Here is a 20,867-nt window from a genome sequence, read left to right as displayed (position 1 = left end):
AGTAGGAGTTGTTCAGGCTGATGGCAGCGTAGTATATCAGAATATCTCTTCGGAGAGTGTAGACGGAGCGGACCTTTCCGTATCCGAAGGCATCGTCTTTACCGGCGGAACCGATGGAACGGGCAAACTGCTTGCCGCCGCCGGAATAGGGATCGCCGACGGTGGTGTGACTACCGATAAACTTGCCAACGATGCGGTGACCAATGAGAAACTTGCCGACAATGCGGTACAGACCGAAAACATTGCGGACGGAGCTGTAACTCCCGGAAAAATGGAAGCAGGAAATGCAGACCAGGTTATGATTACGAATGCAGCAGGAAATGTAGAGTGGATAGATCGTTCCGAATTTAATGCCAACATGAATAAAGGAAACGTTACCCTCGTATCGGGTGATGGTACGGAAAGTAATCCTTTTTTAGTTGATGTGAGCGTAAACAACGGGCTTTCTGTCGCTGATGAGCATATTCAGCTTGGAGGTAATCTCGTCAGGGAAACAACGATCACTCAGAACAGCAATACACTGGAAATAGCCACCGGTGGCAGTGATCTTGCCGTAACGGGGCTGCCTGCCGGAGATGCGGCTGCTGATAATATTGTAGCTATCGATCCTTCCTCAGGAGTATTGAAACAGTTAAAAGCAGCGATGCCTAAGTTCTTTTATATGCCTTCGGTTGTTTTTGATGTTTCTGCTTCGGGAACATTCACCAGAAACTTACATCAGGAATATCTGGATCAATTTACCGGGACAGGTCTGGTAGGAAGTCAGGGAGCCCCTTCGAGCATACCTAATCTTCCGACAGCTACGGATCTGTACTATTATATTACCTATTACGACAATACCGTATTCTCTAATATCGCTATAGATCAGAATGGGGTATTGACGTACACGGTCAACTCCGGTGCAACTGTTACCGAAGGCTCATTTATGAATATAGTATTCGTAGTAAAGTAAGATAGAACATGAAAAAAGCCGGAATACAATATTTTTTGCATATATGTAGCTGTTTGCTGTTCCTGTTGTTTGCACAACAGGCAACAGCACAGTTTACGATCACCAATGACTTTAAGGGAAATGGTTCTCCGGATATTATAATAGGAAATAATGCCTATCTGACATCGGGAGTAGATGATCCGGTAAATGCGGGATGGTTGAGACTGACCAAGGCACAGGGAAACCAGAAAGGTTATGCTTATATCAACAAATCCTTTCCTTCTACACTGGGGGTACTGGTCGATTTTGAATATACGATGTGGCGTACCATGACTAATGCACCGTACTATGGTGCGGACGGATTCAGTATATTTTTATTTGATGCCTCTTATGGCCCCGGAAACTTTGCCCTTGGTGCATACGGAGGGTCACTGGGATATGCGAATAGTACTGCTTCCAGCCCTGCTACTGCGGGTCTCACAGGCGGGTATATCGGTATAGGGTTTGATGCGTACGGTAACTTCGTGAGGTCTTCAGAAGGAAAAAACGGGGGGTCTTCAAATGTAAGTCCAAATTCCATAGCCCTTAGAGGAAAGACCACATCGACCAGCGCTTCCGATACGAATACCAATAAATACCTGGACGGAGTAACCCTGTTTCCTGACGGGAGTACGGCAGACGCTCTTTTGATGTCGGGGAATGCACAGGAGAATGTAGTAGACTACAATACACCGACTTCCGTACGGCCTTCTTACGGTACGTTTTACCGCAGGGTTCAGGTTGAAGTTACTCCAACTGGGACAGGGTTGTATACTATCCAGGTCAGATGGGCCAAAAGCCAGGGCGGAAGCTTTACGCAGTTGCTCGAGTATACAACCCCAGATGCGCCTCCCAACTTACTGAAGTTAGGATTTGCGGCTTCTACCGGTGGAGGGTATAACTATCATGAAATTCGTAATATCCTGGTCACAACACCCGGAAATCTCAGGGTGAGTAAGCTGGCCAATAAGGATGTACTAAGATCCGTAGCCGGATCGGGCAGTGAAAACAGGGTTACATACAAACTGGAAGTAGTCAATGATACGCCTGCAGATCTTGCCAATATAGAGGTGGAAGATCAACTGACAGACGGGGAAGGTGTTCCCATACCCGCAGGAATGTTCAGGATTACCGGAATATCCGCAGATTCCAACTTTATTCCCGGGTCTGTAAACCTTCCTGATCCCACTACTTCTTCTCCTATAAATTCCGGGAATTTTTCGGGAGTTGTGGGACTTCCCGCCAATACTACGGGGATCATCACGGTAACCGGATATCTCGACGCACAGATACCCAAAGGGAATTTGTTGCAGAATACGGTAACGGTCAGAGATGACGAAATTACAGATCAGGATCTGGAAAATAATACGTCGACCGTCCGTACGCCCGTACTGGCAGAAAAGGTGGACCTGGTCGTTCATAAAACAGTAGATGAGTACTGTCTGGATGCCACCAACGGGAATGCATTTACCGTAACCGTGGCCAATATGGGGACCTTACCTGCAGAATACAATACGACCAGTAAGATCAGGGTGACCGAAACCATACCTGCAGGAGCCACGATGTCAGGGTTGTCTTATCCGGGATGGGAAATGACGCAGTCCGGAAATGTATACACATTTACCAAGACCGGAAGTGGTTCTTTAGGGTCGGGGATATCACTGAGCCCGATTAAATATACTATAACCCGTAGTAGCGGATACGTCAATACGGCCGAGGTAGCTTTTGTAAATAATTCGACGGGGGTAGTTCTGGAACCTGTAGAAAACAGGAATAATAATACGGCGGAAGTGGAGATAAATTCCAGACCGCAGGCTCCTGTGGTCAGCTCACCTGTCTATTACTGTCAGGGTGAAGTTGCCGATCCGTTGACCGCCGGTGTTGTTTCCGGAAACAGAATATACTGGTATACCGCCGTGGGAAGTGCACCGCTGAACAATGCACCTGTGCCCAACACTTCAAGTCCGGGAACCGTAACGTACTATGTAAGCCAGTCCGATGGCGGATGTGAAAGCGAACTGGCAGCCATTGAAGTAGTCGTTCTGCCCACACCCCAGGCCGGATCTATAACCGGTGGAGAGGAAATATGCAGAAATACCCGACCCGGACCAATAGCCGGTAGTGCTTCCGGAACAGGTTTCGGGACAGTATCCTACCGCTGGGAAAAAGCAGATGAGAATGATGACAACTGGGAGGAGATCGCAACGGCAAACGGAGCAACTTATCAGCCCGATGCAGTGACTGATAATACGAAGTACAGGAGAATTACCGTGGCGACCAACAGCGCAGGGTATAGCTGTGAATCGGTTCCTACCAACGAAATTCTTATAACGACCAGGAGATGTATGGTTATCACAAACCCTATGCTTCCCTCAAAAGCAAAACAATAAGGATATGAAGACAAGTACGGCAATAAAAATAATGATTTGTACGGCCTTTATCTTTCAGGTGTTTCCCGTATCCGGACAAACGGTCAACACCGGAACAGTAGTCATAGCGCAAGGAACGGAAGTGTCTACGATGGAGGATTTCGATAATAAGGAAGGCGCAACGGTACATAATGACGGGACATTTTTTGTCTACGGTAACTTTAACAACGACGGGCTGGTGAGTTTTACGCCGGGAGCAACAACCGGTAATACCCTTTTCAGAGGATTATACGGAGCCCAGAATATCAGCGGTAATATGCCTTCGGATTTCTTCAACGTACTTTTTGACAATCCCGCGACACAACCGGCATTTCATCTTTCCGGAGATATCGGTGTATATGGTAATGCGGAATTCCGGGACGGTATTGTCGATGGAGATATGTATGGCGGGCTGGTAACCTTCTACCAGGGAGCTTCGCATCAACAGGTTTCCGATATCAGTTTTGTAGACGGAAAAGTAAGGAAAACAGGAAATGAACCTTTTGATTATCCCATAGGTGACGGAGGATACTATCGCAGCGCGTACATGTCCGAGCCTTCGGAGCTCTCCGATCATTTTACGTCGCAATACATCCTTAAAAATTCGAATACCCTTTATCCGCATTCCGATAAGGAAAACAATATCGAAATCATAGATAACGGGGAATACTGGGAAATAAACCGTACCGCAGGGATGTCCGATATCGTGCTTACCCTGACCTGGAATGAAGCTACGACCCCTTCGGATATACTCCGTAAAGAAGAAGGAAAGGCTATTCATATCGTACGTTGGGATGCCGTAAACAAACGTTGGAAAGATGAGGGAGGAGTTACCGATAATGAAGAGAAAACAGTTACGACGGCAGTATCGGGATATGGTATTTTTACGTTTGCCAAAGTCCGGACCGAAGAAGAACCCACCGGTCTTGTGATCTATAACGGCGTATCACCGAACGGAGACGGAAGAAATGACTTTTTCTATATAAAAGGACTGGAAAACTACCCCGAGAATACGGTGGAAATATATAATCGCTGGGGGGTAAAGGTCTACGAGGCCAAGGGGTATAATAATACCAATGTCCGGTTTGACGGATATTCTCACGGACGTGCCACACTCAATAAGGGTAAATTGTTGCCTACGGGAACCTACTTCTACATCCTGAAGTATAACGATAACAATCGATTAAGGGATCAATCGGGATATCTGTATATCAATTAGTATCGGTGATGAAGAACAGAGATCGGGAAAGATTTTTTTCCTTTTCGAAAATGAAGCTTTAAAAAGATAAGAACAATGAAGAAGTTTTTTTTGATATTGGGATTGTTCGGAACCTGGATCGGGTTTGCACAGCAGGAGTCTCAATACACACAATATATGTACAACACCGTAAGCATTAACCCTGCTTATGCAGGTACGAGAGGTGTTACCAGTGTCCTGGGAACGTACAGAAGGCAATGGGTAGGGCTCGAGGGAGCGCCAAAGACGGCACAGTTTTCCATACATTCCCCGATAAGTTACCAGGGGCATGGCCTGGGACTATCCGTAATTAACGATGAGATCGGTCCTTCGCGGGACACCTATGTCAACGCCAGTTTTTCCTATAAACTGCAGCTCGGATATGATACCTGGCTGAACCTGGGGATTACGGCAGGCGGAAGTTTTCTCGATATCAACTATGACAAGTTGAATATTTATGACGAAGGAGATCCGCAGCTAACAGGGAGATTGAGCAGGTTTTCCCCGAATATAGGAGCGGGAGCTTATCTTCATGCCTCCAATTGGTATGCAGGAATATCGGTACCCGCGTTACTGGAAACCCGCTTTTATGACGATATAAAACAATCCGTAGCCAGCGAGAAAATGCACTTTTATCTCATCGGGGGTTATGTGTTTGATCTGAATCCCACATTGAAATTTAAGCCGGCGGCTTTAGTCAAAGCAGTAAGCGGTGCTCCGTTGGCCGTAGATGTTTCCGCCAACTTTATGTTTAATGAAAACCTGATTCTCGGAGCTGCCTATCGCTGGGATGCAGCAGTGAGCGTGATGGCAGGATTTAATATCACAGAAGGCCTGCAGATCGGGTATGCCTATGACTATGAGACTACCCGGTTGGGAAATTACAATTCCGGGACCCATGAGCTCTTTGTGCGCTTTGAGTTCATTTCTTCCTCCCGAAACCGTATGCTCTCTCCGAGATTTTTCTAACCAAAGCACGATATGATGAACAAAATACTACACCTGATATTGTCCGTAATATTATCCGTACCGCTTTTTGCCCAGGAGGTTAAAAAAGAACGTGCCGATAAAAATTACGATAAGTTTGCCTACATCCGGGCTACCGAAATCTATGAAAAATTGCTGAAAAACGGATATGAGTCCAAAGATCTCTACGGGAAACTCGGAGATGCCTACTACTTCAATGCCCGTTATGAGCAGGCACTGCCTTATTACGAAAAAATGTTTGCTTTGGAAGGAGAGATCGCCCCGGAATATTATTACCGTTATGCACAATGTCTCAGGGTTGGTGGACAACAACAGCAGGCAGATAAGGCCATGGAGACTTTTTACACCCGGGTAGGTTACCCGGAAGAACGCTTGAAAACTGTTCATAAAAGCCTGGAAACACTTAGGGACGGAACCCCGAGGTATGTTCTTAATGATGCAGGGATCAATACGGATTATGCCGATTTTGGCACCGGTTTTTACGGCAGCGATAACGTATTGTTTGCCTCTGCCCGCGATACGGGGATTTTTATAAAGCGGACTCATAAATGGAATGAAATGCCATTCCTCAAATTATACGTTGCCACCATAGACAGTACAGGCAGGCTGACCAATCCGGAGAAACTCAAAGGAGAGGTGAACTCCAGGTACCACCAAACTACGGCAGTGGTGACCAAAGACGGGAAAACCATGTACTTTACAAGAAACAATTACCGTAACGGTAAACGGCGCAGATCGGATGACGGGACCAACTACCTGAAAATATATCGTGCTACCTATAGTGATGGTGAATGGAAAAATATCGAGAATCTTTCTATAAACAGTGACGATTATTCTACCGCTCACCCCGCATTGAGCCCGGATGATAAACACCTGTACTTTGTGTCTGACCGACCGGGAACTATCGGTAATTCCGATATATTTGTCACAGAGATCCTGGATGACGGAAACCTTGGTCCGGTCCGGAACCTGGGAAGTAACATCAATACTCCGGGGAGAGAAACTTTCCCATTTGTGGATGAAAACGGTATATTGTATTTCTCATCCAATGGCTATGACGGTTTGGGCGGACTGGATGTCTATGCCGTGGTCAAAGACCCTTTCGGAAGCGAGCACATTGTGAATATGGGAGAGCCGATAAACTCTTCCGGTGATGATTTTTCGTATGTCATGAGAAATGACGGGAAAGGATTTCTGTCATCCAATCGTGGCGAAAAAAGCGGTTTTGATAACATTTATTCCATATCGCAAAAAGAAGTTATCGCCCTTCATGCAAAGTTGTGTGGAACCGTAGTGGATAGCCTTACTCAGGAACCTTTGAATGGCGCTTTGGTAACACTTCTGGACAGTGATAATAAAGAACTTTCTAAGGTCCGGACGGACGATTTGGGTAATTTTTGTGTAAAGGTGTGGCCTTTTTCTACATATAATCTCAGGGCGGGTAAAGACGAATACCAATCTTCGGAAAAATGGATAAGCGAATTGAAAAACGAAGAAGAAAGGAATGTAGTCATCGAGCTCGTAAAAGACGGTATACGGGTCACAACAGGAGATGACCTCACGGAGAAAATGGGACTGAAGCCTATTTACTTTGATTTTGACGGTTCAGGCATCCGGAAAGTCTCCGAAATCGAACTTGGCAAGGTTATTGAGGTTATGAAGGCATATCCGAATGTGGTCATAGAAGTACGTTCTCACACGGATAGCCGTGGAAGTAATGCCTATAATATGGCACTTTCCGAACGAAGAGCAAAAGCTACAGTAAAATATATTATAGAAAAAGGAGGGATTTCCCCTGATCGTATCACGGGTAAAGGGTATGGGGAAACCCGCCTGGTAAACTCCTGTGCCGACGGGGTTTCTTGCTCCGAAAAAGAACATCAGCAAAACAGGAGAAGCGAATTTATATTGATGAAGATGTAACCGGAACTGATATTTCCAGGACTTAAAATTACAGTTTTTCAGGATATCAGCCCCGTTGCATTTATCCTGAAAAACTTTTTTATTTTTTCAGGGTTTCACAAGGTTTTGAAGTCTCTGTATAGCACATTCTTTTTTATAGAGAACTTTAAAACCGTAGCCGTAGTTTCTTCGTATATCTGCACGGTAAGGATGCAGTACATGAGCTGCATACGTACTTTTACATGTTGTAACAGCGTAAAACTTTATTTCGTAACGAAATAGTGAAGGGTTTTATATCCGTTATGCCGAAACAGGGACTCACCCCATCCATTTAAGACCATGTTTTCGGACTATTTGCTAAATGTGAAGATAATATGACGAAAAAAGAAAAAACAAACAACCGGATTACTGAAAACAATGTAGTCCCCGGAAAAGAAGCATTGAGTGTAAAGGAAGTACTGGGAAACCTGAAGGAGCTCCTGAAACTTCGGACTAATAAGGAACTATCCGATGTATTGGGGGTAAAATCCAATACGATTTCTACATGGAAAAAGAGAAACAGTCTGGACTATAGCCGTCTCGTGGCTTTTGGTAAACAGTATAAACTGGACCTCAATACGTTGTTTTCCAATAATGTGTACGAGCCTCATTTGGAGAAGGATATTATCGCAGTGCCCCGGGAAAGACAATATCAGTATGTGTCGCAACATCAGAATGTAAAATTCCTGGAGACACTACCGAGGTACAGATTTCCTTTTCCGGCCCGGGATAATTTCAGAGCTTTCCAGACGTCCTCTCTGCAACCGTCATCTGCATTCAGGGGAGTTTGTTATGCAGTGGGTACTCCGATGGAAAATATAAAAGACCTGATAACTGGAAAAATGTATGTAATCGTAAATAAGGAACAGGGCATACTGGTAGGAATAGTGCGTAAAGAAGAAAATAACGCTGATAGAATATACCTCACCGGAAACACCCCGGGATTGTTGCCCGATGGAATAGGAATAAGTATCGGGGGAATCACGGAGGTCTGGAAGGTAAGCAGTCTTTTCTATCAGGATTTTGTAGAGGAATAACTATCGGTTTTCTAATGCAGATCCCGATACCCGTAGCAGCCATGTCTTCCAAAAAGGTTTTGGGCAGGCTTCTTGGGTAAATAAGCTGGTGCAAGCCGGTTCGGATGAGGAGGATCAGGTGAAAAAGGAAAGGGAATATCTTTCCTTTTTTATTTGTAACTTGAAATCGTTTTTACTGGTTTTCCGGGATGTCGGGAATCCAAAAAGGGGTCTAATACTAATCCGCTCTAAATCCGATGCACGAATCCTTTTTTATTCAGGCTTTCATATACCTGGCAGGCGCCGTACTTATGGTGCCGATAGCACAGTATTTCAAACTGGGTGCTGTCCTGGGATATCTTCTGGCAGGCATTATTATAGGCCCTTCTTTTCTGAAACTGGTAGGAGAAGAGAGCCAGGATGTAATGCATTTTGCCGAATTTGGCGTTGTTATGATGCTTTTTGTCATAGGACTCGAACTTGAACCGCTCCGTTTATGGCGGTTGAGACGTCGTATCATAGGTCTGGGAGGCGCCCAACTCCTCGGTACGACCCTGATTGTGTTCGGTATTTGCAGCCTGCTCGGTTATTCCTGGCGGGTATCCCTGACCCTGGGAATGATCATAGCCATGTCCTCTACAGCCATTGTATTACAGATACTGGAAGAGAAGGGGTGGAACAAAACCGTAGCCGGGCGGAGTGCATTTGCTGTTCTCCTGTTCCAGGATATGGCCATTATTCCTATTCTGGCCATACTTCCGCTGCTATCCGTATCCGGAAAGACCGTAACCGAAGGCGATACGACGTTGCTGAGTCATCTTCCTGCATGGGGACAAACCCTTGCTGTTATCGCGGCGGTGGCTGTGGTTATTGTTGCCGGAAAATATCTTTTGTACCCCATATTCCGTATCATGGCCAAAACACGCCTGCGCGAAATGTTTACCGCCATGGCATTGCTGCTTGTAGTAGGTATAGCACTCCTGATGCATGCAGTAGGCCTGAGTCCGGCCCTGGGCGCTTTTCTGGGGGGAGTATTACTGGCCAACAGTGCCTACAGGCATGAACTCGAAAGTGCCATAGATCCTTTTAAAGGACTGCTTCTCGGACTTTTTTTTATGACGGTAGGAGCTACTATAGACTTTGATCTGGTGGTGGAGCAGCCCGGGACGATCGCAGGAGCCGTATTGGGTATCATAACACTTAAAGCCATCATTCTTTTTGTGTTGGGAAAAATCTTCAAAATACGTATGGCACAGAATTTTATTTTTAGTTTCGGCCTGGCGCAGGTCGGAGAATTTGCTTTTGTACTGCTGAGTTTCAGCGCGGGAGAAGGTATCATCCCCGATACGTTAAACGGCCTGATGATGGCTATCGTAGCTATTTCCATGGCACTTACCCCTTTGCTGATGATGCTCAATGAAAAACTCATTCTTCCCCGGGTATGTGCTGTAAGTACGGATGACAATACCAAAGATTATACCGATGTGGAAGCCGAAGAAAACCCGGTGATTATCGCCGGTTACGGACATTTCGGTAATACCATAGGACGTTTTTTACAGGCCCATAATATTCCTGTAACGGTGTTGGACTATGATAGCGATAATGTCGATTTCTTGCGTAAAGTAGGGTTTAAGGTCTATTTCGGGGATGCAACCCGTCACGATTTACTGGAAATTGCCGGTGCCGGCAAGGCACAAATACTGATTATTGCCATAGGAGACGAAGAGAAACGTATGGTACTTATCGAAACGGTAAAAAAACATTTTCCGCATTTATATATGCTGGTCCGTGCCAAAGACCGGGACGAAGCATATAACCAGATGAATGCGGGAATGATGCATATTTATCGTGAAAGTCTCGATACCAGTCTCCGGCTCGGCGTAGATGCGTTGAAAATACTGGGACATAAGAAGCACGAAGCTGTCAGGGCTGCCAAAACCTTTTTTGTACACGATGAGAAAACATTAAAATACCTGTCCAGTATACGTAACGACGAAGCCTATATTGCCGCAGTCCGTGAAAAAATGCAGGAGCTGGATATCCTCATGAAGGCCGATCAGGACGAATTTCGGGGAGAACGCCCCGAAAAGGAATACCAGACTTCCTGAGGATATTTGGCACTCTTGTTAAATATTTGGTAAATCTCCCTGGTTTTTTTGCACCTTTCCCGACAAAAGTTGATTAAGCCGGAAATAAACGATATATTTAGCTTACATCTGTCACATTACAAATTTGCTATGGTAATGGAGGAGATCACAATACATACGTTTTAAGCATACAAAAGATGCCTGCAAGACCCGTATATCTCGATTATAATGCTACGACCCCCTGCGATCCGGAGGTGGTTAAAGCGATGCTTCCGTTTTTTTCGGAAAATTTCGGCAATGCATCCAGCAGGGATCACGCCTATGGCTGGTCTGCAGATGAGGCCGTGGCGTTCTCCCGTAAGAAGGTCGCAGGGCTTGTCGGGGGCAATACATCCGATATGTTCTTTACCTCAGGGGCAACCGAAGCCCTGAACCTGGCTTTGAAGAGCCTGATGACGTCCCGGAAAAAGCATATTATAACATCGCCCCTGGAACATGAAGCCGTGCTGAACACCTGTGAATATCTGCAGGGAGAAGGGCTTCGGGTGAGTTACCTGAATGTCGATGAAGATGGAAATCACGATCTGGAAGAACTCGAAAATAACATTCGTCCCGATACGGCAGCTATAGTGATGATGTATGCCAATAACGAAACAGGAAATATAAATCCGGTGGCAGCTATAGGCAGGATCGCGGAGAAAAGAGGTATACCGCTGATCTGTGACGCGACCCAGGCCGTGGGGAAAATAAGAGTAGACGTAGTAAAAGATCATATAGACTGTCTGGTGTTCTCTTCCCATAAAATTTACGGGCCTAAGGGAGTCGGTGTGTTGTATATGAACAAGGAGTTCCGTAAAGGTATGATACCACTGATACACGGAGGTCAGCACGAGAAAGGGATACGGAGCGGTACATTGAATGTTCCCGGCATAGTGGGTTTTGGCAAAGCTGCTGCCCTTGCCGCACGTTATATGGACGAAGAAGCCCGCCGCCTGGAAGCACTGCGTACTATACTGGAGCAAAAATTATGTGCCCTTGGAGGAGTACGGGTGAACGGGAACCTACAAAACAGGCTTCCTCATGTATCCAATATGGGTATCACCGGTATTGAAGGAGAAAATTTTGTATTGTCGCTGGCCATGGATCTTGCTGTGAGCAGGGGAAGTGCCTGTTCCGGAAATGTACATTCGCCTTCGCATGTACTCCGTGCCATGGGAAGAACGCCCGAAGAAGCCGGAAATTCGATCCGTATAAGCCTTGGGAGATTTACCACAGAACAGGAGGTGATTTTTGCCGCTGAGACCATAGCGGGGAGAATACGGAACAGAAGGGAAAAGCAGCTACAGGGACAACCCGAAGTGTAATAACCGAAAAATAAGAAAGTAATATTGAGCCTGACCAAAGAAATAAGAGAGATTATAGCGTCTTACGATCGCGCTTCGGCACAGGGAAAGAGAACGGCCCTGGCTACGGTGGTGGATGTCGAAGGATCTTCCTATCGTCGTCCCGGTGCCCGGATGCTCATTACCGAAGAAGGCGAACTGACCGGGGCTATCAGTGGCGGATGCCTGGAAGGGGATGCCCTGCGCAAATCCCTGTTGGTTATCATGCAGGACGATCCCATGCTGGTTACTTACGATACCTCTGATGAGGATGATGCTATTTTTGGTGTAGGCCTGGGATGTAACGGGATCATCAGGGTATTGATAGAACCTGTATCGGCTTCTTCCGAACCTCATCCCGTAGCGTTGCTCAGACAATTGGCTGCAGACAGACAATCTGCCGTATTACTCACCCTTTTTTCTCTCGAAGATCACAGGAGCAGTTTACAGGGTACACAACTTCTGGTAAAGGAAACCGAAGTGCGCGGGAATACCGGGGAAAGTTTAATGCCCCGTACGATATTGCCGGAGTGTTATGATGTACTGAAGATGGAGAGATCGGTTATATACCGGTACCAGTGGCAACAGGAGGAAATACACGTTTTTTTACAATTCGTTCCTCCGGCGATAAGCCTTGTGATCGCAGGGGCAGGGAATGATATATTTCCTGTCGTGGATATGGCAGGTCTCCTGGGATGGGATGTTACACTGGCAGACGGCAGACCTGATTATGCGAGCAAACAACGTTTTGCCTCCTGTAATATTGTTATCGGAGAACCGGAGAAAGTTCTGGAGCGTATAGCCGTGGATCAACGTACGGCTGTGCTGTTGATGACACATAATTACAATTACGACAAAGCCCTTTTACGACAGTTGCTGGTCGGAAATGTTCCGTATATAGGGATGCTGGGACCGGAGAAAAAGCGTATGCGAATGCTCGAAGAACTCAGGGAAGAAGGTATGGAGATTACCGGGGTGCCTGCCAATGTATTCAGCCCGGTGGGACTGGATATCGCGGCGGAAACGTCCGAAGAAATAGCCCTTTCCGCAATCGCCGAAATAAAAGCGGTATTTCATCGGAAACAGGGCGGGCACCTCAGAGATATCAAAGGAAGTATTCACAGGCAAGATCGAGATATAAAGATAGAGGTGATAAAGACGTAGAACGCCGTGCAAAACCATAGTAATAACCCGATACCATAGTTATGGACCGTAGTGCATATCATATTATAATTCTTGCGGCAGGAAGCTCCGAAAGGCTTGGAAGGCCCAAGCAATTATTGCAATATCAAGGGAAATCCCTTTTACAGCACGCTATCGATAAAGCCCTGGCGTCTATAGCAGACCGGGTAGTGGTGGTCCTCGGGGCGTATGCAGAACGTATCCGGGAGTCCGTAAAAGGCAGGGAAGCCGTGTTTATAGAGAACCCCGGATATACGAAGGGAATGGCCTCGGGCATAGCCCTGGGTACAGCGTATTTGCTGAATAATACCGGGCGGGAGATCGGAGGTATCCTGATTATGTTATGTGACCAGCCTTTTGTAACTTCGGAACATCTGGACCACCTCTTTAAAAAACAGAAAACGACAGGAGCTCCGGTAGTGGCCAGTTATTACAGGGCCAGAAAAGGCGTTCCCGCCGTATTTCACAGGGATCTTTTTCCGGAATTGATAAAACTCGAAGGAGAACATGGAGCACGGGATCTGATGCGGAAATACAAAACGGAAACCATCGGTTTTCCCGGAGGAGCTGTCGATGTGGATACTTTGGAAGATTACCGTCGTCTGACGAAAATTATAATGTAAAACAGATATATGATAAAGGATACATACCATAGAACACATGATTATTTGCGTATATCACTGACGGATGTATGCAACCTGAGATGTTTTTACTGTATGCCGGAGGAAGACTATGATTTTACGCCCGAATCCAGGCTGATGCAGGTCGATGAAATTACCCGTATAGCCAGGACGTTTGTGGATATGGGAGTTACAAAAATAAGGCTTACCGGGGGAGAGCCCCTCGCCCGTAAAGACGCCGCGGAAATTCTGAAACAACTTTCGGATCTTCCGGTAACCCTGACCATGACAACAAACGCTACCTTGTTGCACCGTTATATGGATATCCTCGAAGGATGCGGAGTACGATCCCTCAATATCAGTCTGGACACCCTGAAACCCGAAAAATTTTTATGGATAACCAGGAGAAAGCAGTTTCGTTTGGCCATGGATAATATTCACGAGGCCGTCCGCAGGGGCTTTCATGTAAAGATCAATGCCGTTATCATGAAAGGACTCAATGATAACGAACTTTTGGATTTTGTATCCTGGACCCGCGACTACCCCGTGCATGTCCGGTTTATCGAATTTATGCCTTTTAACGGTAACCGGTGGACGAGCAACCAGGTCTTTACCTGGAAGGAGATGCTTGAGGTTATCGCAACAGAGTTCCCTTATGAACATCTCCAAAAAGAACCTCATGATACGGCAAAAAAGTACCGGGTTCCGGGCCATAAAGGAACGTTTGCCGTGATCAGTACCATGAGTGCCCCTTTTTGCAGCGGATGTAACCGCATGAGACTTACGGCCGATGGTAAAATGAAAAACTGCCTGTTTTCCAGGGGAGAAACCGATTTGTTGTCTGCCTTGCGAAACGGAGAAGATCTGGAATTCCTCATCCGGTCCAATATTTTGCAGAAGGCCAGAGGATTAGGCGGGCAAATGGGAGAAGACTTTAAAAAACTGGATGGGGAAAAGATCGATAACCGCAGCATGATAAGCATCGGGGGATAAAAACAGAAAAAATGATCGGCGTAGAAGAAGCACTGAACATATTAGAAGACAATGTTACTTCCTTACCGGGTGTACAGGTGGATGTAGACAGGGCGGTAGGGTGTGTACTTGCAGAAGACACGTATGCCACCTGCGATATACCTCCCTTTAACCAGTCGTCGATGGACGGTTATGCCTTTGCCTTCAATTCCCGGACCAAAGGGGAGGCGATGGAGGTAAAGGGTGAAGTTCCTGCTGGAGACTCGGGAAGCATTCGTGCAGAGACGGGAAAAGCAGTACGTATATTTACAGGAGCACGGGTGCCGGAAGGGACCGATACGGTAGTCATGCAGGAAAAGACCCGGCAACAGGGAGATTTGTTATATATAGCAGATGAAGGCCTGCAACCGGGCGGAAATGTACGGCAACAGGGGGAGGAGATCCGGCAGGGAGAACTGGCCCTGCCCGCAGGAACGCTATTAACTCCCGCAGGGATAGGTTTTTTGTCGGGTGTAGGTATCCGGGAAGTCAACGTACATCCCCGGCCTTCGATAGCCATTATCGTTACCGGGAACGAATTGCAAAAACCGGGGGAGTCCTTAAAACCCGGACAGATATACGAATCCAATTCCTCTATGCTCAGGGCAGCCTTGAGTGAAACCGGTATGCACGACGTAATGGTGTACACCGTTGAGGATAATCTGGAAAAACTTTCTGCAACTATACATGAGTGCCTGAAGGTACACCATGTAATATTGCTCACCGGTGGCGTCAGTGTAGGAGACTATGATTTTGTCGTGCAAGCGGCTACTCGGTGCGGGGTAACCCGGAAATTCCATAAATTGAGACAACGACCGGGAAAACCGCTGTACTTCGGTACTAAAGAACAACAAGTGATTTTCGGCCTGCCCGGTAATCCTTCATCGGTGCTCACTTGCTATTATGAGTACGTCTGGATGGTATTGCAACGGCTTTCCGGTACAGAAAGGAAACTCACCCGGGTCCGGGCCACTCTCGGAACTACTGTGAACAAAAAGAATACACTCACCCAATTTCTCAAAGGGAGTTACGCAGGTGGGCAGGTCATACCGCTGCAGGGACAGGAATCGTTTCGGTTGAGATCGTTTGCTACGGCAAACTGCCTTATCCGGTTGGGGGAAGAGGCCAGGATGTATGAAGAAGGGGAGACCGTAGATGTACATCTTCTTCCCGTGTATCGCTGAAAATAAACAACTATTCAGATAATACCTTAAAACAAAAAAATGAAAATATTGGTTTTCGGACAACTGACGGACATTTTTGGAGATTCTTTTGTACGTATGCGTGATATCCCGGATACCGATACGATGGTAAAGAGGCTGGAAGAAAACTATCCGGCCCTGAAAAAAATGAAATACCTGATCGCTATCGACAAGGAGATCGTGCGCGAAAATACGCTCCTGTCCGAAAGTTGTGAGATCAGTCTTTTACCGCCTTTTTCCGGAGGGTAACAGGAAGATCAGGGCACTCCCGTATTTTTTCCGATATTTTTTATTCGAATTATGAAACACACGCTTAAAAACATTTTTCAACACGGGGCCATCCCCGCTTCCTTTGTGGGAGACAGTATAGCAAAACACAGCAGTAAAACAGGGATAGGCGCTCACAGCATCTTTCTCGGCCAGGTGCGGGCCGACGATGTCGATGGTAAAAAAGTTACGGCCATAGAATATACGGCCTATGAAGACATGGCCCTGAAGAAGATGCATGAGATCAGGGAAGAAATCTTCGCCAGGTATCCCATAACCTGCATGCATGTACATCACAGTCTCGGAAAAGTACAGACCGGGGAGATCTGCCTCTTCGTATTTACGTCCTCTCCCCATCGCAAAGCGGCTACGGAAGCCTGTAACGAACTCGTGGAGCGGATCAAGGAAGAACTGCCCGTATGGGGAAAAGAATTGTTTACGGATGAAGGATACCGCTGGAAAATAAATCACTGATCCCGGTGAAAACAGGGGTTTCGGATTTCCCGGTCTTTGAGGAATAGCTCTTCGGTTCTGCAGGAGGCAGAAAAGAACATAAAATAGTTTTAATAATAAGGGGAGAATAACTAATTTCACGCTTTGATTTCAATATGCTCAAAGTTGTCCTTTCCGGGACGGTTAAACGGCCCTGATCTCCCGCCGGAAGACGGGAAAACTACAGGCCGGAAATAAGCATTCGAAAAAGATCGGATTAACAGTGGAAAAGTACTTACAGGAACTTAATGATGCACAGCGGGCACCCGTACTTCACGTGGAAGGCCCCCTCATGGTTATTGCAGGAGCAGGATCGGGAAAAACCAGGGTATTGACATACCGTATAGCCTACCTCATGAGCAAAGGCGTGGATGCTTTTAATATACTCTCGCTTACCTTTACCAACAAGGCTGCCCGGGAAATGAAAAAACGGATTGCCGATATCGTCGGTAACAGTGAGGCCAAAAATCTATGGATGGGGACTTTCCATTCCATTTTTGCCAAAATACTGCGGTTCGAGGCCGATAAGCTCGGGTATCCCAGTAATTTTACTATCTACGATACGCAGGACTCCCAGCGCCTTATCAATGCCATCATCAAGGAAATGGGCCTGGATAAGGATGTGTACAAATACAAACAGGTGCAGAGCCGTATATCGTCTTATAAAAACAGTTTGATCACCGTAAAGGCCTATTTTAATAATCCGGACCTGGTCGAAGCAGATGCTATGGCCAAAAGACCCAGAATGGGAGATATTTATGCCGCTTATGTAGAGCGTTGCTTTAAGGCTGGAGCCATGGATTTTGACGATCTGTTGCTAAAGACCAACGAACTGCTTACCCGCTTTCCGGAAGTCCTCGCCAAATACCAGGAACGTTTCCGGTATATACTGGTCGATGAGTACCAGGATACCAATCATTCCCAGTACCTGATCGTCCGGGCATTGAGCGATAAGTTCCAGAATATCTGTGTAGTAGGGGATGATGCACAGAGTATTTATGCATTCCGTGGGGCCAATATCAATAATATTATGAATTTCCAGCGCGACTATGACGATGTAAAGGTCTATAGGCTGGAACAAAACTACCGCTCTACGAAGAACATTGTGGAAGCGGCCAACTCCGTGATCGAGAAAAACAAGACCAGGCTCGATAAGGTCGTGTGGACATCCAATGAAGAAGGAGGGAAGATCAAGGTCAACCGCAGTATTACCGATGCCGAGGAAGGCCGGTTTGTAGCCGGATCGATTTTCGAGATCAAAATGCAGCAACAGCTTGCCAACAACCAGTTTGCGGTGCTGTACCGGACCAATTCCCAGTCCAGGTCTATAGAAGATGCCTTGCGGAAACGCGATATCCCGTATCGGATTTACGGGGGCTTGTCTTTCTATCAGCGTAAGGAAATAAAAGATGTACTCTCCTATCTGCGATTGGTTATTAACCCTAAAGACGAAGAAGCGCTCAACAGGGTGATTAACTTTCCGGCCCGGGGGATCGGGCAGACCACGCTTGAAAAACTTACCGTGGCGGCCAATCATTACAAGCGCTCGGTGTTTGAGGTCATGGAGCACCTGGATAAGATAGACCTCAAGATCAATGCCGGAACCAAACGGAAGCTCGAAGATTTCGTAACGATGATCAAGAGTTTTCAGGTAACCGCTCAGAGTGCGGACGCTTTTGTCCTGGCCGAACACGTAGCCAAGAAAACTGGGATCTTACTCGAATTTAAAAAAGACGGTACCCCCGAAGGTATTGCCCGGATGGAAAACGTAGAGGGACTGCTCAACGGTATCCGGGATTTTGTGGAAGGCCAGCAGGAGATCGACGGGGCTACCGGGTCGCTTGCCGAATTTCTCGAAGATGTCGCCCTGGCCACAGACCTGGATAACGATACTTCCGATGACGATCGTGTGGCCCTGATGACCATACATCTGGCCAAAGGACTCGAGTTTCCTTACGTTTATATCGTAGGAATGGAAGAAGACCTGTTTCCCTCTGCCATGAGTATGAATACCAGAAGTGAACTCGAAGAAGAAAGAAGACTGTTTTATGTAGCCCTGACCCGGGCCGAAAAACAGGCGTACCTGACCTATACCCAAAGCAGGTATCGCTGGGGAAAACTCATCGATGCCGAACCGAGCAGGTTTATCGAGGAGATCGACGAAAAATTTCTGGAATACCTGACCCCTCCGCTCGATTCTTCCTATCGCTACAAACCGATGATCGATGCGGATATTTTCGGTGATGTGGACAAAAGTAAACTGAGACAGAACAAGCCCGTAAGCGGAACACCACCGGATAAAAAAGGGCCTTCCGAAAACCAGCTTCGGAAATTGCGAAAAGTTAAACCCGACCTGGGTAGCCCGGTAGGTAACGGCGATGCGGTCTCCTCAGACCTGGAGGTCGGTAGCCGTGTATCGCATTCCCGTTTCGGGAACGGACAGGTTATCAAGCTGGAAGGCGTAGGCAATGACAGGAAAGCCGAAATAAAGTTCGATAACGGGGAGTTGAAAAAACTGCTTCTGCGTTTTGCCAAACTCGATATTATCGCGTAGCAGTATATTTCCCGTCGGTAAGAAAAACCTGAGATACCAACACCACAAAAAAATCCCGGACCTTAAAGAATGAGGTCCGGGATTTTTTATGCTGTATTCCAAAGCGCATCAGAAGAGATAACGCTCGGCTTCACCGTTCTCATTGAGAATGATCATCACATTTCTTTCGTTGGGATTAATGGTCGCCGCAATTTGCTTTGCCTCTTCCGCATTCCGGATTTCTTTTCCGTTAATACCTACGAGGATTCTTCCTTCCAGATTGGCATTATTGAGATAAGGAGCAGTACGCGTAATTTTTACGCCTCCTTTGATCTTGTACTTTTTCCTGTCCTTATCCGAAATATTCTTCACCTGCATACCCAGTTCGTTCAATGTAAAACTATTCATTTTGGTAAGAGTCACAGGAATAGTCTTCGTGCTGCCTTCACGCGCTATGGTAACCTGGATAACATTTCCCGGCCTTTTGGAGTTGAGATATCCGGTCAGGTCTGCAAACTTAACTATTTTGATGTTGTCTACGTTTTTAATGATATCCCCTTGCTGAATACCCGCTTTTTCTGCGCCGGAATCTTCTTCCACACTGTTTACGTACAGCCCTTCGATATCATTTAATCCGTTTTCTATGGCATACGCAGAATTTTTGGTAAGGATGGAAACCCCAAGCAGTCCTTTTTGTACATTTCCGAATTCGAGGAGATCTTCTACCACCTTTTTGGCAATATTACTCGGCACCGCAAAAGCATACCCTATATAGGTTCCGGTACGCGAAGTGATAGCCGTATTGATACCGATAAGATCACCATTGGTATTTACCAGGGCACCGCCACTGTTACCGGGGTTTACCGCAGCATCCGTCTGTATAAAGGACTGGCTGTTGCTACCACTCAGATCGCGCGATTTGGCACTGATAATACCAGCGGTTACCGTAGAGGTCAGGTTAAAAGGGTTTCCGACTGCCAGTACCCATTCCCCGACTTTGGCATGATCCGAATCTCCGAAAGCGAGATAAGGCAATTCCTCTTCCGTATCCACTTTAATCAGGGCGATGTCCGTAGAAGGGTCAGACCCCACAAGTTCGGCAGTATAGGTCTTGTTATTGTTCAGTGTAACAGAAAGCTCACTGGCTCCGTCGATCACGTGATTATTGGTTACGATATAACCGTCCGGAGAAATGATCACCCCCGAACCGGTTCCTACCTGGGTACGTTCGCGGGCATTCCCGAAAAACAGGTCTTGTATACTCGAAGGCCCCCTGCTTGTGATCTTGTTGGTAACGTGCACTACGGCATGCACTGTTTTTTCTGCCGCATCGGTAAAATCTGTAGTTTCGGCCGCAGCGAGCGCAGAAGGGTGGTAACTCGCCGTGACAAAATTCGGTGTATTGTCTTTATGCTCGACAACGAATTCCCCTTTTTCAAAAAAAGTTTTGTAGATCCCGAGTGTAAACAATCCTCCCAGGACAGACACCATAAGTAAACCGATAAATTTTTTCATAGGTTTTGATTTTATGA

At 46.6% G+C, this 20,867-nt stretch carries 15 protein-coding genes and 1 pseudogene; 15 read left to right on the top strand and 1 reads right to left on the bottom strand.

Annotation, left to right across the window (positions count from 1 at the left end; translation table 11 throughout):
• The 15 genes and pseudogenes from BT112_RS21875 to BT112_RS13055 form a co-directional block, all read left to right on the top strand.
• Window positions 1–952: pseudogene (locus tag BT112_RS21875) on the top strand (hypothetical protein); the annotation flags it as partial.
• A gap of 8 nt (window positions 953–960) precedes the next feature.
• Complete coding sequence (locus BT112_RS13120; RefSeq protein WP_072317834.1) at window positions 961–3,360, top strand: Ig-like domain-containing protein; 2,400 nt, start codon at window positions 961–963, stop codon at window positions 3,358–3,360.
• Between the two features lie 4 nt (window positions 3,361–3,364).
• A complete protein-coding gene (locus BT112_RS13115) occupies window positions 3,365–4,597 on the top strand; it encodes a T9SS type B sorting domain-containing protein (RefSeq protein WP_083564921.1) in 1,233 nt (410 codons plus the stop codon).
• Between the two features lie 75 nt (window positions 4,598–4,672).
• Entirely contained in the window at window positions 4,673–5,584 is a 912-nt protein-coding gene (locus BT112_RS13110; protein ID WP_072317833.1) for a PorP/SprF family type IX secretion system membrane protein, read from the top strand.
• Window positions 5,585–5,596: 12 nt separating this feature from the next.
• Window positions 5,597–7,525 (top strand): OmpA family protein, encoded by a 1,929-nt coding sequence (locus BT112_RS13105; protein WP_072317832.1) that lies wholly within the window; start codon window positions 5,597–5,599, stop codon window positions 7,523–7,525.
• 353 nt (window positions 7,526–7,878) lie between these two features.
• Complete coding sequence (locus BT112_RS13100; protein WP_072317831.1) at window positions 7,879–8,580, top strand: helix-turn-helix domain-containing protein; 702 nt, start codon at window positions 7,879–7,881, stop codon at window positions 8,578–8,580.
• A 236-nt stretch (window positions 8,581–8,816) separates the two neighbouring features.
• Window positions 8,817–10,667, top strand: a complete 1,851-nt coding sequence (locus BT112_RS13095; RefSeq protein WP_072317830.1) for a monovalent cation:proton antiporter-2 (CPA2) family protein — start codon at window positions 8,817–8,819, stop codon at window positions 10,665–10,667.
• A 176-nt stretch (window positions 10,668–10,843) separates the two neighbouring features.
• On the top strand, window positions 10,844–12,010 hold the full coding sequence (locus tag BT112_RS13090; protein WP_072317829.1) for a cysteine desulfurase family protein: 1,167 nt from the start codon (window positions 10,844–10,846) through the stop codon (window positions 12,008–12,010).
• Between the two features lie 24 nt (window positions 12,011–12,034).
• The gene (locus BT112_RS13085) at window positions 12,035–13,192 is read left to right on the top strand and encodes an XdhC family protein (protein ID WP_217652395.1); all 1,158 of its coding nucleotides are present in this window, start codon (window positions 12,035–12,037) and stop codon (window positions 13,190–13,192) included.
• Between the two features lie 41 nt (window positions 13,193–13,233).
• Window positions 13,234–13,833 (top strand): nucleotidyltransferase family protein, encoded by a 600-nt coding sequence (locus BT112_RS13080; RefSeq protein WP_072317828.1) that lies wholly within the window; start codon window positions 13,234–13,236, stop codon window positions 13,831–13,833.
• A 9-nt stretch (window positions 13,834–13,842) separates the two neighbouring features.
• Entirely contained in the window at window positions 13,843–14,823 is a 981-nt protein-coding gene (gene moaA, locus BT112_RS13075) for a GTP 3',8-cyclase MoaA (protein ID WP_072317827.1), read from the top strand.
• 11 nt (window positions 14,824–14,834) lie between these two features.
• Window positions 14,835–16,025, top strand: coding sequence for a molybdopterin molybdotransferase MoeA (locus BT112_RS13070; protein ID WP_072317826.1), 1,191 nt, complete (start codon window positions 14,835–14,837; stop codon window positions 16,023–16,025).
• Between the two features lie 39 nt (window positions 16,026–16,064).
• Entirely contained in the window at window positions 16,065–16,292 is a 228-nt protein-coding gene (locus BT112_RS13065; RefSeq protein WP_072317825.1) for a MoaD/ThiS family protein, read from the top strand.
• 51 nt (window positions 16,293–16,343) lie between these two features.
• Complete coding sequence (locus tag BT112_RS13060) at window positions 16,344–16,784, top strand: molybdenum cofactor biosynthesis protein MoaE (protein WP_072317824.1); 441 nt, start codon at window positions 16,344–16,346, stop codon at window positions 16,782–16,784.
• A gap of 241 nt (window positions 16,785–17,025) precedes the next feature.
• The gene (locus BT112_RS13055) at window positions 17,026–19,356 is read left to right on the top strand and encodes an ATP-dependent helicase (RefSeq protein WP_072317823.1); all 2,331 of its coding nucleotides are present in this window, start codon (window positions 17,026–17,028) and stop codon (window positions 19,354–19,356) included.
• 108 nt (window positions 19,357–19,464) lie between these two features.
• Here BT112_RS13055 and BT112_RS13050 read toward each other — a convergent pair whose 3' ends face one another.
• The gene (locus BT112_RS13050; RefSeq protein ID WP_072317822.1) at window positions 19,465–20,850 is read right to left on the bottom strand and encodes a trypsin-like peptidase domain-containing protein; all 1,386 of its coding nucleotides are present in this window, start codon (window positions 20,848–20,850) and stop codon (window positions 19,465–19,467) included.
• Window positions 20,851–20,867: the final 17 nt, after the last annotated feature.

Source organism: Sinomicrobium oceani, from assembly GCF_900119185.1.
GTDB lineage: Bacteria > Bacteroidota > Bacteroidia > Flavobacteriales > Flavobacteriaceae > Sinomicrobium > Sinomicrobium oceani.
Note: the sequence above shows the minus strand (reverse complement) of the source record. Positions and strands in the feature narration are given on the sequence as shown.

What these genes read in the sequence shown, in the direction of transcription:
- BT112_RS13120 (WP_072317834.1), top strand. Translation starts at nt 961, where the DNA reads ATGAAAAAAGCCGGAATACAATATTTTTTGCATATATGTAGCTGTTTG.
- BT112_RS13115 (WP_083564921.1), top strand. Translation starts at nt 3,365, where the DNA reads ATGAAGACAAGTACGGCAATAAAAATAATGATTTGTACGGCCTTTATC.
- BT112_RS13110 (WP_072317833.1), top strand. Translation starts at nt 4,673, where the DNA reads ATGAAGAAGTTTTTTTTGATATTGGGATTGTTCGGAACCTGGATCGGG.
- BT112_RS13105 (WP_072317832.1), top strand. Translation starts at nt 5,597, where the DNA reads ATGATGAACAAAATACTACACCTGATATTGTCCGTAATATTATCCGTA.
- BT112_RS13100 (WP_072317831.1), top strand. Translation starts at nt 7,879, where the DNA reads ATGACGAAAAAAGAAAAAACAAACAACCGGATTACTGAAAACAATGTA.
- BT112_RS13095 (WP_072317830.1), top strand. Translation starts at nt 8,817, where the DNA reads ATGCACGAATCCTTTTTTATTCAGGCTTTCATATACCTGGCAGGCGCC.
- BT112_RS13090 (WP_072317829.1), top strand. Translation starts at nt 10,844, where the DNA reads ATGCCTGCAAGACCCGTATATCTCGATTATAATGCTACGACCCCCTGC.
- BT112_RS13080 (WP_072317828.1), top strand. Translation starts at nt 13,234, where the DNA reads ATGGACCGTAGTGCATATCATATTATAATTCTTGCGGCAGGAAGCTCC.
- moaA (WP_072317827.1), top strand. Translation starts at nt 13,843, where the DNA reads ATGATAAAGGATACATACCATAGAACACATGATTATTTGCGTATATCA.
- BT112_RS13070 (WP_072317826.1), top strand. Translation starts at nt 14,835, where the DNA reads ATGATCGGCGTAGAAGAAGCACTGAACATATTAGAAGACAATGTTACT.
- BT112_RS13065 (WP_072317825.1), top strand. Translation starts at nt 16,065, where the DNA reads ATGAAAATATTGGTTTTCGGACAACTGACGGACATTTTTGGAGATTCT.
- BT112_RS13060 (WP_072317824.1), top strand. Translation starts at nt 16,344, where the DNA reads ATGAAACACACGCTTAAAAACATTTTTCAACACGGGGCCATCCCCGCT.
- BT112_RS13050 (WP_072317822.1), bottom strand. Translation starts at nt 20,850, where the DNA reads ATGAAAAAATTTATCGGTTTACTTATGGTGTCTGTCCTGGGAGGATTG.